Origin of the sequence: Stenotrophomonas sp. ISL-67 (assembly GCF_018612915.1) — a bacterium.
Lineage (GTDB): Bacteria > Pseudomonadota > Gammaproteobacteria > Xanthomonadales > Xanthomonadaceae > Stenotrophomonas.
This window is the reverse complement of sequence record NZ_JAGGRL010000002.1, coordinates 250,530-264,540: the sequence shown is the minus strand read 5'-3', so window position 1 is coordinate 264,540 and position 14,011 is coordinate 250,530. Positions and strand designations below refer to the sequence as shown.

11 protein-coding genes and 1 pseudogene are annotated in these 14,011 nt (G+C 67.0%); 5 read left to right on the top strand and 7 right to left on the bottom strand.

What is annotated here, in order from left to right:
- Positions 1 to 48 precede the first annotated feature (48 nt).
- Positions 49 to 2,919 (top strand): TonB-dependent receptor, encoded by a 2,871-nt coding sequence (locus J7J08_RS04810; RefSeq protein WP_214902051.1) that lies wholly within the window; start codon positions 49 to 51, stop codon positions 2,917 to 2,919.
- A gap of 122 nt (positions 2,920 to 3,041) precedes the next feature.
- Here the strand turns inward: J7J08_RS04810 and fhuE are convergent, their stop codons facing one another.
- Positions 3,042 to 5,216, bottom strand: a complete 2,175-nt coding sequence (gene fhuE, locus J7J08_RS04805) for a ferric-rhodotorulic acid/ferric-coprogen receptor FhuE (protein WP_214902049.1) — start codon at positions 5,214 to 5,216, stop codon at positions 3,042 to 3,044.
- Positions 5,217 to 5,464: 248 nt separating this feature from the next.
- Here fhuE and J7J08_RS04800 point away from each other — a divergent pair, with 248 nt between their 5' ends.
- The 3 genes from J7J08_RS04800 (at position 5,465) to J7J08_RS04790 (ending at position 7,862) form a co-directional block, all read left to right on the top strand.
- Entirely contained in the window at positions 5,465 to 5,941 is a 477-nt protein-coding gene (locus J7J08_RS04800) for a VOC family protein (protein ID WP_214902047.1), read from the top strand.
- Between the two features lie 138 nt (positions 5,942 to 6,079).
- Positions 6,080 to 6,949, top strand: coding sequence for an EamA family transporter (locus J7J08_RS04795; protein WP_214902045.1), 870 nt, complete (start codon positions 6,080 to 6,082; stop codon positions 6,947 to 6,949).
- Between the two features lie 43 nt (positions 6,950 to 6,992).
- Positions 6,993 to 7,862 (top strand): DMT family transporter, encoded by an 870-nt coding sequence (locus J7J08_RS04790; RefSeq protein ID WP_214902043.1) that lies wholly within the window; start codon positions 6,993 to 6,995, stop codon positions 7,860 to 7,862.
- An 18-nt stretch (positions 7,863 to 7,880) separates the two neighbouring features.
- Here J7J08_RS04790 and J7J08_RS04785 read toward each other — a convergent pair whose 3' ends face one another.
- The 4 genes from J7J08_RS04785 to J7J08_RS04770 form a co-directional block, all read right to left on the bottom strand.
- Entirely contained in the window at positions 7,881 to 8,618 is a 738-nt protein-coding gene (locus J7J08_RS04785; protein ID WP_214902419.1) for an endonuclease/exonuclease/phosphatase family protein, read from the bottom strand.
- A 53-nt stretch (positions 8,619 to 8,671) separates the two neighbouring features.
- A complete protein-coding gene (locus J7J08_RS04780; RefSeq protein WP_214902040.1) occupies positions 8,672 to 9,502 on the bottom strand; it encodes a thiol:disulfide interchange protein DsbA/DsbL in 831 nt (276 codons plus the stop codon).
- A gap of 106 nt (positions 9,503 to 9,608) precedes the next feature.
- Complete coding sequence (locus J7J08_RS04775) at positions 9,609 to 10,256, bottom strand: thiol:disulfide interchange protein DsbA/DsbL (protein WP_214902037.1); 648 nt, start codon at positions 10,254 to 10,256, stop codon at positions 9,609 to 9,611.
- A gap of 107 nt (positions 10,257 to 10,363) precedes the next feature.
- The gene (locus tag J7J08_RS04770) at positions 10,364 to 11,164 is read right to left on the bottom strand and encodes a c-type cytochrome (protein WP_214902034.1); all 801 of its coding nucleotides are present in this window, start codon (positions 11,162 to 11,164) and stop codon (positions 10,364 to 10,366) included.
- A 155-nt stretch (positions 11,165 to 11,319) separates the two neighbouring features.
- Here J7J08_RS04770 and yihA point away from each other — a divergent pair, with 155 nt between their 5' ends.
- On the top strand, positions 11,320 to 11,940 hold the full coding sequence (gene yihA, locus J7J08_RS04765; protein WP_214902031.1) for a ribosome biogenesis GTP-binding protein YihA/YsxC: 621 nt from the start codon (positions 11,320 to 11,322) through the stop codon (positions 11,938 to 11,940).
- A gap of 18 nt (positions 11,941 to 11,958) precedes the next feature.
- Here yihA and J7J08_RS04760 read toward each other — a convergent pair whose 3' ends face one another.
- Together J7J08_RS04760 and J7J08_RS04755 are read right to left on the bottom strand one after the other, a co-directional pair.
- Positions 11,959 to 12,897 (bottom strand): MBL fold metallo-hydrolase, encoded by a 939-nt coding sequence (locus J7J08_RS04760; RefSeq protein ID WP_251006445.1) that lies wholly within the window; start codon positions 12,895 to 12,897, stop codon positions 11,959 to 11,961.
- A 140-nt stretch (positions 12,898 to 13,037) separates the two neighbouring features.
- A pseudogene (locus J7J08_RS04755) lies at positions 13,038 to 13,867 on the bottom strand (AraC family transcriptional regulator).
- Positions 13,868 to 14,011: the final 144 nt, after the last annotated feature.

Below are 14,011 nucleotides of genomic sequence, written 5' to 3'. Positions count from 1 at the left end.
GGGGGAGGCGCGGGCAGTCCCAGCCAGCCATTCCTTTGGAGAGAGAGAATGAACAACCTGCATTACCGCCCCTTGGCGGCTGCCGTAGCGCTGTGCCTGCTGTCCGTTCCCGTCCTTGCCACCGCGCAGGACGCTCCCCGCACCACCACCGAGCTGGACCGGGTGGAAGTCACCGGTACCCGCATCAAGCGGGCCGAGGTCGAAGGCCAGGTGCCGATCCAGACCCTTACCCGCAGCGAGATCGAACGCACCGGCCTGAATTCCATCGGCGAGGTGCTGCAGCAGTTGACCGGCTCCGGTTCGGCGCTCAACGCCAAGTTCAACTCATCGGGCAACTTCGGCTTCCCGCCGGATGGCAGCGGTGTCGGCGCGGGTTCGGCCCAGGTCGATCTGCGCCACCTGGGTGCCAAGCGCGTGCTGGTGCTGGTGGATGGCATCCGCTGGGTCAACGAGTCCTCCGCCTCGGGCGTGGGCGCGGCCACCGACCTCAACACCATTCCGCTGGCGATCGTCGAGCGCATTGAGGTGCTCGAAGACGGCGCCTCGTCGCTGTACGGTTCGGACGCGATCGCCGGCGTGGTCAACATCATCACCCGCCGCGAGTTCGACGGCGGCCAGGTCACCGTGAACTACGGTGAGTACAGCATGGGCGATGGCACCCAGAAAGGCGTGGACCTGGCCTGGGGCACCAGCGGCGACCGCTACACCCTGTTCCTCGGTGCCAGCTGGACCAAGCAGGACCCGGTGTATGCCAACACCCGTGAGCAATCTCGCTACCCGATCCCGCAGACCGGGCTGGCCTTCGGCAGCTCGGCCACGCCGGCCGGGCGCTTCATCTTCACCGACCCCAACACCGGCATCGAGCACGACCTGACCCCGAATACCGGGGCCACCTCGCCGGTGTTCAACGGCGGCGACGGCTGCGCGCGCACCGACGATTACCACTGCTTCGCCACCGCCGACCGCTTCAACTTCGCCGAATACAACATGCTGCTGACGCCGTCCGAGCGCAAGGGCATCTTCGGCCAGTTCCGCTTCGACATCACCGACAATATGCAGTGGTACATCAAGGCGTTGGGCAACCGCCGCGAATCGACCAACCAGGCCGGTCCGGAACCGTTGTTCTTCGGGCCTGACGGCGCCACCGGCAACCCGCTGGCCGACAACATCGTGATCTCCGCGCTCAACCCGTACAACCCGTTCGGCTTCGACCTGGATTCGGCCGACAACCTGATCATGATCGGCCGTCGCCCGGTCGAAGGCGGCCCGCGCGTGTTCGAGCAGCAGGTCGACACCCAGTACTTTGCCACCGGCCTGACCGGGTTGTTCGACGCCGCCGACCGCAGCTGGTCGTGGGACGTCAACGGCATGTACAGCAAGAACGAGGCCGAACAGACCAACTACGGCAGCTACAACATCTTCAACGTCAACATGGCGCTGGGCGATCCGGCCGTCTGTGCGGCTACCCCGGGCTGCGTGCCGCTCAATATCTTCGGTGGGCCGGGCACGATCACCCCGGAAATGCTGGCGTGGGTCCAGCCGGTGGTGCGCGACCGCAGCCAGAACGAGCTCACCCTGTTCACCGCCAACCTGAGCAGCGATCTGTTCACGCTGCCGGCCGGTCCGGTCTCCTTCGCCACTGGCTACGAGTACCGCAAGTACGAAGGTGAGTACCAGCCGGATCCGATCACGGTGGCCGGGCATTACAACGGCGTGCCCTCGCTGCCCACCGCCGGCTCCTACGATGTCAACGAGGCGTACCTGGAACTGGCGGTGCCGATCTACGCCAGGGCCGACCGCGGCGAACGGCTGGATCTGAGCCTGGCCGGGCGCTACTCGGATTACTCCACGTTCGGTGGCGAGTTCACGCCCAAGTACGGCCTGCGCTGGCAGGTGAGCAACGACTTCGTGCTGCGCACCAGCTATGCCGAAGGCTTCCGTGCGCCGTCGATCGGTGAGCTGTACGGTTCGGCCGCGCGCGCCGACCTGCAGTTGTTCGACCCGTGCTCGGTGGGGCTGGGCGGTACACCGCCGCGCGGCAGTGCCGCCAACTGCGCCGCGCTTGGCGTGCCGACCGGCTTCCAGCAAGCCAATTCGCAGATATCGGTGACCACCGGCGGCAACGACCAGCTGGACCCGGAACGTTCGCGCAGCTTCACCGCCGGCTTCGTCTGGAGCCCGTGGTTCGGCAGTGATGCGGCGTGGTCCGAGCGTTTCGACGTGGAAATCACCTTCTACCGCCACACCATCGAAGGCGCGATCCAGGCAATCAACGCGCAGACCCAGCTCGACCTGTGCGTGGACACGCTCGACCCGCTCTACTGCGGCGGCATCACCCGTGCCTCCACCGGTGCGGTGAGCGGCTTCAACAACCGGCTCACCAACCTGGGCTCGATCAAGACCGACGGCTGGGACGTGGACCTGTTCTGGACGTTCCCGCAGAGCGATGCGGGACAGTTCAAGCTGGGCTGGCAGAACACCTTCGTCGGTCGCTATGAGGCCGTCGGTGCCGCTGGCCAGCGCCAGCCGCAGGAGCCGGGCGTGGAGGTCACCGACAGTTCCATCCCGGAATGGACCAGCAATGCCACGCTGGGCTGGAACCTGGGAAGCTGGAATGCCTCGTGGACGGTGCGGCACATCTCCAAGCTCACCGAGCAGTGTGGCGATGCGGCGGCGTTCCCGGTCTGCAGCGACCAGGCCGCCGGCACCAACGAGCTGGAAGCGACGACCTTCCATGATGCGCAGGTGGGTTACAAGATCGACTGGATGAAGGGGCTGCAGCTCACGGCCGGGTTGAACAACGTGTTCGGCAAGGATCCGCCGATCTGCCTGTCGTGCTCGCTCAACGGCTACGACGCGTCCACCTACGACATTCCGCGTGGGCGCTACTGGTACCTGCGGGCGGACCTGCGGTTCTAAGGCCGGAAAAGCACAGGGGCGCCCATGGCGCCCCTGTTTGCCGGGCAGAGCCCGGCGCTACCAGATGTAGAGCCGGGCTCTGCCCAGCTTAAGGTAGCGCCGGGCTCTGCCCGGCTTACGCATCAAAACGACCAGGTGAAGGTGATCGAGCCGTTGCGGCCGTCACCGTAGGCGCCGTAGCCGTTGATCTGCGAGAAGTATTCCTTGTCCAGCAGGTTGTTGAGGTTGGCCTGCACGCTGAACTGCGGGGCCAGGCGGTAGCGCACGAACGCGCTGACCAGGGCATACCCGTCCTGCTCGATGCGGCCGTAAGCCGGCACCGGGTAGTAGATGCCGTTCTGCCAGTTCACGCCGCCGCCGACGGTGAGGTCGCCCAGCGACTGCGGGGTGTAGCTGGTGAACAGCTTGATCGTGGTCTGCGGCAGGTTGGTGTTGATGTCCGCGCCGTTGATGTCCTTGGCCACGAAGCGCGAGGCACCGAAGGTGGCGTTCCAGCCTGCAGTCAACTCACCATTCAATTCCAGCTCGAAGCCACGGCTGACCGTGCCGCGTGCGGCGATGTAGGCGAACTCGCCCGGACGCGACGGGATCGGTTCATTGGTGATCTGGGCAACGTTGTCCTGCTCGATGCGGAACACCGCCAGCGAGGCGTTCAGGCGGTTGTCGAACCAGGCGGCCTTGACGCCCATTTCGTAGCTCTTGCCGTCGACCGGATCGAGATAGGTACCGCTGCGGTCGCGCGCGGTCTGCGGCTGGAAGATCTCGGTGTAGGCTGCGTACGTGGTCCAGGTTTCATTGAGGTCGTAGACCAGGCCCGCGTAGGGCGTGGTTTCCTTGTGCGAACGATCCGAACCTTCGCCCTCGCTCTTCCAGTCGGTGTGGCGCGCGCCGAGGATCAGCTTCAGCGGGTCGGCCAGCGACAGCCGGGTGGCGGCATAGCCGGCCTTCTGGGTGATGGTGCCTTCGCTGGCCAGCGCCAGCGGGTTCCAGTTCGGCTCGGAGATGTTGCCGGTCCAGCCCAGATAGCTGGTGAAGGGGTCCCAGGCAAGGCCGGGGCCGCCGATCTGGTAGTCGCCGTAGTTGGCGTAGTCGCGCTTGTTGTAGCTCAGGCCGGCCATGACCTTGTGCTCCTGGCCGAACAGCTGGAACGGGCCTTCCACGTAACCATCGACGGCATCGACCTTGCGCTCGGTGTTGTAGAAGCCAGCGGACGGCGAAATGCCGGTACCGGTTACCGGGTCGAACAGCGACGCGCCTGTCACCCAATCGTTGTAGGCCGGGTAGAACAGCTTGTCGTCGGCCTTGGTTTCGTCATGGCTCGCACCGATGCGAACCTTCCAATCATTGGCGAAGCCGTGTTCCAGCGTGGCGAAGGCGCGCTTGCTGGTGGTGTCCCAGTAGGTCCACTTCGCCGCCGAGTTGAACGAGTCGTCGAACGGCGTCGGGCTGCCGTCGGAGAACAGCATCGGGAAGCCACCCCAGGTGGCGCCGTTGGCGCGCTTCTGCTGGTAGTCGTACCCGACGCTGAGCTGGGTGTCCGGAGTCAGGTCGGCATCGATCACCGCATAACCCAGGGTCTTGTGCTGGTCGTAGCGGTCCATCTCCGATTCGGTGTCCAGGTAGCTGCCGATCACGCGCGCGCGCACCGAGCCGCTGGCGTTCAGCGGGGTGGTCACGTCCACGGTGGAACGGGTACGGCCCCAGCTGCCCACGTTGACCGACACGCTGCCAGTGAGTTCGGCACTGTAGGCATGCTTGCGGATCAGGTTGACCGACGCGGACGGGTTGCCGGCACCGGTCAGCAGGCCGGTGGCGCCGCGCACGACTTCCACGCGGTCGTACAGGGCCAGGTCCAGGCCGGAATCGCCGTAGCTCCAGTTCTGCACCATCTGCGTGGGCAGGTTGTCGTACTGGTAGCTGTCGATGTAGAAGCCACGCGCGTAGAACTCGGTGCGTTCGGTATCGGACTGGGTGCTGCTCACGCCGGTGGTGTTGGCCAGCACATCGATGATGTCGTCGAGGTTCTGGTCCTCGATGCGCTGGTGGCTGATGATGCTGATCGACTGCGGAATCTCGCGCGGGGCCAGGTCGAAACGGGTACCGGCCGAGGTGCGGCGGACTGAGTAGCCTTCGGCGCGCTCACCCTTGACCACGATCTTGTCCAGGGTGGTGGCGTCGACGGCCGCCTCTTGGGCAAAGGCAGCGGCGGCGGCAAGCGAGGCCAGCGCGATCAGCAGCGCCTGCGGCAGGCGGCCCTGCGGCAGGGTGCGGGACAGCACAGCGGAAGTACGGGTCATCAGGGTTTCCTGGCGGCGGCGCGCACCAGGCGACGATCCTCGGATGCCAGGCGCTGCGGACAAAGTGGGGGGTCAGTAGGCGAACGGGATCACAGTATGGTAATGCGAATCAGTCTCAGCCGCAATTCGGCCATGAGTCGCAATGGCGCTATGAACGTCATGCGCACGGAGGGCGGCCGACCTGGACTTAACGGACCCGCGCCTACGGTGGGTGCACCGGGGCCGGTCCCCTTCCAGGAATGCCACCCATGATCGCCAAGAACACCCTCTGTCTCTGGTACGACGGCACCGCCGAGGAAGCCGCCACGTTCTACGCCGCCACCTTCCCCGACAGCGCGGTGCAGGCGGTGCATCGCGCACCCGCCGACTACCCGTCGGGGAAGAAGGGGGATGTGCTCACGGTGGACTTCACCGTGCTCGGGATTCCATGCATCGGCCTCAACGGCGGTCCCGCCTTCAAGCACAGCGAAGCCTTTTCCTTCCAGGTGGCCACCGACGACCAGGCCGAGACCGACCGCTACTGGAATGCGATCGTCGGCAATGGCGGGCAGGAGAGCGATTGTGGCTGGTGCAAAGACAAGTGGGGGCTGTCCTGGCAGATCACGCCGCGGGTGCTGACCGAGGCCTTCACCAGCAAGGACCCGGTGGTAGCCAAGCGCGCCTTCGAAGCGATGATGACCATGAAGAAGATCGACGTAGCCACCATCAAGGCCGCAATCGCGTAGCGACACGCCACGCGTGTCCCAAGCGGTCCTGCATCGTTCGCGATACGTGGTGTCGGGGTTTCCGTGGGACACGCACGGTGTGTCGAAACGACGGGTTCGACTCTTCTGCCGGTGCGCGCGCGTGCGTATCCTCGCGCGATGTCCACCTCCCGTCTTCCTGCCCTGTTCCCCTTGCTGGCCGTACTCGGTTCGGTAACCGCACTTGCCGTCGGAACCTCGTTCGCCAAACAGTTGTTCCCGTTGATCGGAGCGCAGGGCACCAGTGCGTTGCGCGTGGGATTCTCCGCGCTGGTGCTGCTGTTGGTGTTTCGCCCGTGGCGCTGGTCCACCACCCGCGTCGACGCCGGTGCGATTCTCCGCTATGGGTTCACCTTGGGAACAATGAACCTGCTGTTCTACATGGCACTGCGCAGCATTCCGTTCGGCATTGCGGTGGCGATCCAGTTCTCGGGTCCGCTGGCAGTAGCGATGTGGTCCTCGCGACGCCCGGTCGACTTCCTGTGGGTCGGCTGTGCGCTGGGCGGCCTGCTGTTGCTGCTGCCGCTCGGGCAGGGCAGCGCGTTGGATCCAGCCGGAATGCTGTACGCGCTCGGCGCAGCGGTGTGCTGGGCGCTGTACATCATCTTCGGCAAACGCACGGGGCACCTGCGCGCGGGGCACACCGTGTCGCTGGGCATGCTGGCCGCCGCGGTGGTGGTGGTGCCGGTGGGAGTGGCGCACGCGGGCATGGCATTGCTCGACCCGAAGCTGCTGCTGTTCGGGCTGGGCGTTGCAGTGGTGTCCAGCGCGATTCCGATGTCGCTGGAAATGGCGGCGCTGAAACGACTGCCGAAAGAAACCTTCGGCATCCTGATCAGCATGGAGCCGGCGGTGGCCGCGCTGTTGGCGATGGGCCTGCTGGCCGAGCACCTGACGCCGCTGCAGTGGGCGGCGATCGGTTGCACGGTGGTGGCATCGGTGGGCAGCACGTTGACCGCGAAGCGGGCAACCACCGGGATCATCACCTGACGCACTTCCATCCACGGGCCGGCCGCCGGAGTATCCTGCCGCGATGTCTACCTCCCGCCTCTCCACGTTGTTCCCGGTGCTGGCCGTACTTGGCTCGGTCACGGCCCTGTCCGTCGGCACCTCGTTCGCCAAGCAGCTGTTCCCGTTGATCGGTGCGCAGGGCACCAGTGCGCTGCGTGTCGGCTTCTCGGCGCTGGTGCTGCTGGCGGTGTTCCGGCCGTGGCGCTGGACCACCACCCGTGCCGATGCCGGGGCGATCTTCCGCTATGGCATCACCCTGGGGGTGATGAACCTGCTGTTCTACATGGCGCTGCGGACCATCCCGTTCGGCATCGCGGTGGCGATCGAGTTCTGCGGGCCGCTGGCGGTGGCGATGTGGTCGTCGCGACGGCCGATGGATTTCGTCTGGGTGGGCTGCGCGTTGGCGGGCCTGTTGTTGCTGTTGCCGCTGGGGCATGGCGAACCGCTGGATCCGGTCGGGGTGATGTACGCGCTGGGCGCCGCGTTCTGCTGGGCGCTGTACATCATCTTCGGCAAGCGTGCCGGCCACCTGCATGCCGGGCACACCGTATCGCTGGGGATGTGCGCGGCTGCGCTGGTGGTGGTGCCGGTGGGCGTGGCACATGCGGGCATGGCGCTGCTGGACCCGAAGCTGCTGCTGTTCGGGCTGGGCGTTGCAGTGGTGTCCAGCGCGATTCCGATGTCGCTGGAAATGGCGGCGTTGAAGCGGCTGCCGAAAGAAACCTTCGGCATCCTGATCAGCATGGAACCGGCCGTGGCCGCGCTGTTGGCGATGGGCCTGCTGGCCGAGCACCTGACGCCGCTGCAGTGGGCGGCGATCGGCTGCACGGTGGTGGCATCGGTGGGCAGCACGTTGACCGCGAAGCGGCCGCCGGTGGAAGTAACGCCGTAGCGGAGCCGGATCAACGCATCAGCGCAGGGCGTCGCCAGGCACGTCGATCGCCATGGCCAGCGCCAGGTGATCGGAAAACGCGGCAGGTACCGCTTCGGCACTGCGCTGCTGCAGGCTGCTGCTGAGCAGGATGTGGTCGATGGCGCGGTCCGGGCGCCAGCTCGGGAACGTGGGCACCGCGCAGCCGGGTGGCTGCAGGTTGGTCTTCTGGTACAGCACCTGCATTTCCGGGCGTTCGGCCAGGCAGTTGAAGTCGCCCATCAACACCGCATTGGAGTGCTCGGACAACAGGTCGGCGATGAAGGCCAACTGCGACACGCGCGACGTGGTCCCCAACGACAGATGCGCCACCGCCACCGCCAGCCCCTTGGCGCCGTCGCCGAACTTGGCCAGCAGCACGCCGCGCCCGCCGATCCGGCCGGGCAGGGCGTGATCCTGCACTTCCACCGGTTCCAGCCGGCTCAGCAGGCCGTTCGCACTGGACGCCACCCCGCCCATGCGGCGGTTGGGCTGGTGGCTCCAGTAGTTGAAGCCGGCGCGCTCGGCCAGGTAATGGGTCTGGTTGGTGAAGCCCGAGCGCAGGCTGCCGGGATCGGCCTCCTGCAGGCCGACGATGTCATGACCGCGGGCCAGCTGGGCGATGGCGTCCAGGCTGGTCCGCTTGCGCCCCGCCGGCAGCGCATGCGACCAGCTGCGGGTCACATAGTCACTGTAGCGGCGGGTGCTCGAACCGGCCTGGATGTTGGCCGTGAGCAGGCGCAGGGTCCGCGTGTTGGGGGAAGTCACGACGGTACGGATCTCTTGGAAACTCAGGTGCCCTTGGCGGCGCGTTCGCGGGCAACCAGGTGATCGGCGATGCGCAGCATGTCGGGGAAGCTCTTGCCCTTGACCAGGTACTTGCCGTTGACGATTACCGACGGCGTGCCGGTGATCTGGCTGCGCTGGGCGAACTGCTTGGCGGCATTGGTCTTGGCGGAGACCGCGAAGCTCGACATGGTCGCTTCGAACTGCTTGGCATCGGCACCGTGCCTGGCGTAGAAGGCGGCGATGTCCTGCACCGAATCCCGGCCGCGTTCGCCCTTCAGGGCCTGGTCGACATGGATGGCCTTGTACAGCGCTTCATGGGTCTTGTCTTCCAGGCCCAGCGCCTGGGCGGCGTAGAACGCCTTGGCGTAGTCATCCCAGGTACCGCCGAACATCGCCGGCACGTACACGAAGTTCACATCGCTCGGCAGACCGGCTTTCCACGGCCCGATCAACGGCTGGAACGCGGCGCAGGCCGGGCAGACAAAGCCGAAGACTTCGGCCACTTCGATCTTGCCGGTGGCCGGCTGGAACGGCTTGCCGTTGGCGATCACCACGTAATCGGCGCCTTCCACCGGGGCCGGACCCACCGGTTGCGAGGAGGCCGGGGCCGGCGCCGGGGTGGTGGCTTCGGCGGCGGCGGTCTCGGCGGCGGCGGTTTCACCGGTGGCAGCCGGGGCAGCCTCGGTCGGGGTCGGGGTGGTTTCAGCGGCCGAGGTGCTGGTCGGTGCAGCCGGTTCGGTCGGCGCAGCAGTGTCGGCGGTGCCGTCCTGGGCCTTGCAGGCGGCCAGGATGGGCAGCAGGGCCATGAGCATGAGGGCGAAACGGGTCTTCATCGAAGCGTCTCCAGCAGAGCATGTTGGGGCCGGCGCGTCGGGCGCCAGCCAGGGGGGAATGATGACACGCGGCCGCCGGGGCGCCGCGTGCAGGGTGCGTGACGGTTCAGCGATCCTTCGCCGCGCGCTCGCGGGCGATCAGGGCATCGGCGTTGCGCAGCATGTCCTCGAAAGAGCTGCCCTTGACCAGGTACTTGCCGTTGATGACCAGCGACGGCGTGCCCTGCACCTTGACGCGCTGGGCGAAGGACCTGGCGGCGGCGAGCTTTGCCTCCACGTCATCGCTCTTGAGCGCGGCGCTGAACTGTTGTGCGCTCACGCCGTAGTCCTTGTAGAAGCCGGCCAGCTCTTCGGGCGATACGTTGGACAGCGGCAGCGAGCCCTTTTCATGCAGCGCATCGAACATGGCGGCATGACTGCGCTTGGCCACGCCCAGCTGGTCGGCAGCGTAGTAGGCGCGGGCATAGGAATCCCAGTAGCCGCCGAACACGGCCGGCACCGGCGTGAAGCGCACATCGGTCGGCAGCTTCTTCGCCCAGGCCTCCAGGATCGGTTCGAAATGGGCGCAATGCGGGCAGGTGTAGCCGAAAACCTCCGCCACTTCGATCTTGCCGGCCAGCGGCGCGAGCGGGCCGGGCGCATCGATCAGCGCGTAATCCTTGCCTTCCACTGGCGTGGCGGGGGCGGGCGCGGCCAGCACGGACAGGGGGCTGAGGGCCAGCAGCAGCAACAACAGGCGGGGCATCAACGTCATCTACATCCATCTCCATCGGAAAAAACAACGCCGGCCCAGTGCCGGCGTGCAGTGAACATAACCCGCCGCCTGGGCGGGCGGCATCTGTCATCGGTACCGGGCAGCCGTCATTGCCGCGCTGCGCCTGCACCGGCGCGAGGCGCGGCACTGGCCACGTCATCGGCACGGTTGTGCAGGCCCTGCAGGTAGCTGCCCAGTGCCTGGATTTCCTGTTCGGTCAGCGATTTGGCGATGCTGGCCATGATCTGGAAGTGCGCCTTGTCGGTTTCCTGGGTGACCCCGGCCTGGTACTCCTGCAGCCGCCGCGCCACATAGGAGGCGTGCTGGCCACCAATATGCGGGTAGGCCGGGCCCGGGTTGCCGGCACCGGTGGGGCCGTGGCAGGCCATGCACGCCGGAATGCCCCGCTGGGCATCGCCGCCGCGATAGAGCTGCTGGCCGATCTCGTAGAACTTCCTGTCCTTGTAGGGACCTTCGCTGACCAGGCTGTCATCGGCAAGGCCCGCGCTGGCCTTCTGCGTTGCGAAATACGCACCGATGTCGCGCATGTCCTGCGGGCTGAGGTCCTGCACGAACGGCACCATCGCCGCCGAAGCCCCCGACGTGCGCTGGCCGTTGGCGATCAGGGCCATCTGCTGGGCGACGTAGCGTTCGCTCTGGCCGGCGATGCTGGGGTACATCTCAACCGTGGCATTGCCGTCGGCCGAGTGACAGGCCGCACACGCGGCGGCCTTGGTCTGGCCCGCCTTGGCATCGCCCCAGGTGGTCTTGCTGAAGTCGACGTCAAGCGACGCCGTTCTTACGGGTGTGTTGTCCGGCAGCGGGGTCACCGCAGTCTGGGCGTACGCAACGGCGGCAAGCAACGATACAGCGACAGCGGAAACGGCAAGAACGCGAGCATGGCGCATGCGGAAGCTCCGTGTGGACCGGCCTCGCATGTGCAGGATGCACACGCGGGGATCACCCGATTATCCATTCGGTTTCACGCCGGGGTCAACGCGGCAGTGCGGCAAAACCAGTGACCGACAGCACGCGGCGGCCCCGGACATGCGATCCTATGCCCATGTCATTGCTCCTCGAACGCGCCCATTACCTGCTCTCGGCCCACAATACCCGGCAATTGCCGGACGACGTGGGGGCCGAAGTGGCCTTTGCCGGCCGCTCCAACGCCGGCAAATCCAGTGCCCTCAACGCCCTGACCCGCCAGAACAGCCTGGCCAGGGTCTCCAAGACCCCCGGCCGCACCCAGCAGCTGGTGTTCTTCGAAGTCACCCCGGAAACGAAGCTGGTCGACCTGCCCGGTTACGGCTACGCCAAGGTCCCGCTGGACCTGCAGGCGCACTGGCAGGCCTTCATCGACCAGTACTTCCGCACCCGCGAGGCCCTGCGCGGCCTGGTGGTGGTGATGGACATCCGCCACCCGCTCAAGGACTACGACCGGCAGATGCTGGCCTATGCGGTCCGGCGCGGGCTGCCGGCGCACGCGCTGCTGACCAAGGCCGACAAGCTCGGCCGTGGCCAACAGGGCATTGCCCTGCAGAAGGTGCGCAAGGAGCTGCAGTCCGCGTTCGGCGACACCGTCAGCGTGCAGACCTTCTCAGGCCCAGCCCGCCAGGGCGTGGAGGAAGCGCGCGGCATCATCGGCGGCTGGCTGGGCCTGAACAAGCCGGCAGAGACCGCATAATCCACCGGCGCTACCGGGCTACGGTGAGGTAGACGGCAATGGGCCGAACTCTCCGGGTACCCACGCGAACGCCTCACCCTCCCGGCGCACATGGCCCAGCCCCGGGAAAGGCAGGTGTGCACCGGCCACCCACCATCCCCCGTCTGCCGCCTGCGCCATCATCGCGCGGCGGCTGGCAATGGCCGCGGTGCGGTCACTGTCGGCTTCGTATGCGGCCTGCGGCTGGGCGAACTGCACGGCGTGGAAGTGCACGATATCGCCCCACACCAGCACGGACTGCCCGCCGCCGCCGTCCAGCTTCCAGGACACATGGCCGGAGGTATGGCCGTGGCTGTCCAGCGCGGTGACCCCGTTCGGCAGGGTCTGCCCGGCGCTGAAACGTCGCAGTTTGCCGGCCGCCGCATAGGGCGCCACCGCCTTGCGCGCCAGGGCAAAAGCAAAGCGCACGCCTTGTGGCGCACTGGCTTCGCTGGCCGGGTCCAGCCAATACGCGGCGTCGACCGCGGACAGCCACACCGTGGCATTGGGGTAGGCGACCTTGTCGTTGGCGTCCAGCAGGCCGCACAGATGGTCCGGGTGGGCATGGGTAAGCAGGACATCATCGACCTCGGCCGGGTCGTAACCGGCCTTGCGCAGGTTGCCCAGCACCTGGCCCAGGCCCGGACCAAAGCAGCCGGCGGTACCGGTATCCACCAGGGTCAGGTGCTCGCCGCGCTGGATCAGGTAGGCGTTCACTGCAGTCTGCAGGCCCTTGCCGTCTTCGGGCACGTAGCGGTGGTCGAGCAGGCGGGTGACCGCGCCAGGCGCGATACCGACCAGTTCCGAGCGGCCCAGTGCCACGGTGCCATCGAACAGGGCGGTGACCTGCAGTTCGCCGATCTGCTGGTGGTACACGCCGGGTACCTGCTCCAGCGGGTGGTGCGTGGTGGTGGCGAACGCGGGTGCGGCGGCCAACATCAGTGCGGCGACAAGCAGGCGCACACGGGGGAAGGGCATGGCAGTTTCCATCAGAGGCGGCAGCGCCGCGGTGCCTGCATGGTGCGCGGCACGGGCGCGGCGTTCCGCTCAGAATGCGCTGCGAAACGCTCGCGGTGTGCTCAGCTGTTGCCGATCGCTGTCGGCTCCAGCCCGTAACGCGCGGCGAAGCGCTTGCTGAAACTGCCCGGCGAGCGGTAGCCGACCCGCGCGGCCACGGTCTTGAGCGGCAGTTGGGTGGTGTAGAGCAGGTTCATCGCATGGGCCAGGCGTGCATCTGCGATGAGCTCACGTACGCTGGACTGCTCGCCGCCAGGCGGCGGCGCAGGGTGGCGCCGCTCAGGCCGAGCTGGGCTTCGAAATCGCGCGATTGCCAGTCGCGCTCGGGCTGCGCGGCGATCAGATCGCGGATGCGTTCGCCCAGGCTGGGCTCGGGCGGAGCCAGCAGGCTGCCGTGGCCGCGCCGGCAGAACGCCAGCACCAGCGACGCCAGCGCCAGGCGGGCTTCGGTGTACTGCGCATGCTCCAGTGCCTGCCGCCAGTGGCGCAGGGTGCCGGCATGGTCGTGCAGCGAAAGTCGTGCCAATGCATCACCGGCCTCGGGCAGCGGTTCGTTCCACAGCACGCGCGCTGCCGACAGCGCTTCGGCGCACAGCGGCACGATCGCGCTGAGGTACAGCCCGGTTTCCGGATCGGGGGTGTTGACCACATCGATCCGGCAGCGCCGGGTGATCAGGAACAGGTCGCCGGGCACCAACTGCAGGGTCTGGTGCGCGGTGCGCACCTGCTTGCGCCCCTGCAGCAGGATGGCGAACTGGGGCTGCGGAATGTCCACCGACTGGGCACCGTGTTCGCGGCGCGCGGTGACGCAGGCATAGCCGCCGGCACGCTGGCAGTCGGCCAGGCTGGCCATCTCGGCCAACAGCGGATCGGGGGTAACGGGCATGTCCATTGCCGTGCAGTATCAGGCAAGCGCCCGCACAATGCCGCGCCCGCCACCGGGCCCACGCCGTGCAACCCAGGTGCGGCGGGCACGTAAGCCGGTCAAGTCCCATCCAATAGGATGCAGAAAACCGTCACGGTGGCATGATGGCCG

Excerpts from the sequence above, each read along its gene's own strand:
- J7J08_RS04810 (WP_214902051.1), top strand. The coding sequence starts at position 49 with ATGAACAACCTGCATTACCGCCCCTTGGCGGCTGCCGTAGCGCTGTGC.
- fhuE (WP_214902049.1), bottom strand. The coding sequence starts at position 5,216 with ATGACCCGTACTTCCGCTGTGCTGTCCCGCACCCTGCCGCAGGGCCGC.
- J7J08_RS04800 (WP_214902047.1), top strand. The coding sequence starts at position 5,465 with ATGATCGCCAAGAACACCCTCTGTCTCTGGTACGACGGCACCGCCGAG.
- J7J08_RS04795 (WP_214902045.1), top strand. The coding sequence starts at position 6,080 with ATGTCCACCTCCCGTCTTCCTGCCCTGTTCCCCTTGCTGGCCGTACTC.
- J7J08_RS04790 (WP_214902043.1), top strand. The coding sequence starts at position 6,993 with ATGTCTACCTCCCGCCTCTCCACGTTGTTCCCGGTGCTGGCCGTACTT.
- J7J08_RS04780 (WP_214902040.1), bottom strand. The coding sequence starts at position 9,502 with ATGAAGACCCGTTTCGCCCTCATGCTCATGGCCCTGCTGCCCATCCTG.
- J7J08_RS04775 (WP_214902037.1), bottom strand. The coding sequence starts at position 10,256 with ATGACGTTGATGCCCCGCCTGTTGTTGCTGCTGCTGGCCCTCAGCCCC.
- J7J08_RS04770 (WP_214902034.1), bottom strand. The coding sequence starts at position 11,164 with ATGCGCCATGCTCGCGTTCTTGCCGTTTCCGCTGTCGCTGTATCGTTG.
- yihA (WP_214902031.1), top strand. The coding sequence starts at position 11,320 with ATGTCATTGCTCCTCGAACGCGCCCATTACCTGCTCTCGGCCCACAAT.
- J7J08_RS04760 (WP_251006445.1), bottom strand. The coding sequence starts at position 12,897 with ATGTTGGCCGCCGCACCCGCGTTCGCCACCACCACGCACCACCCGCTG.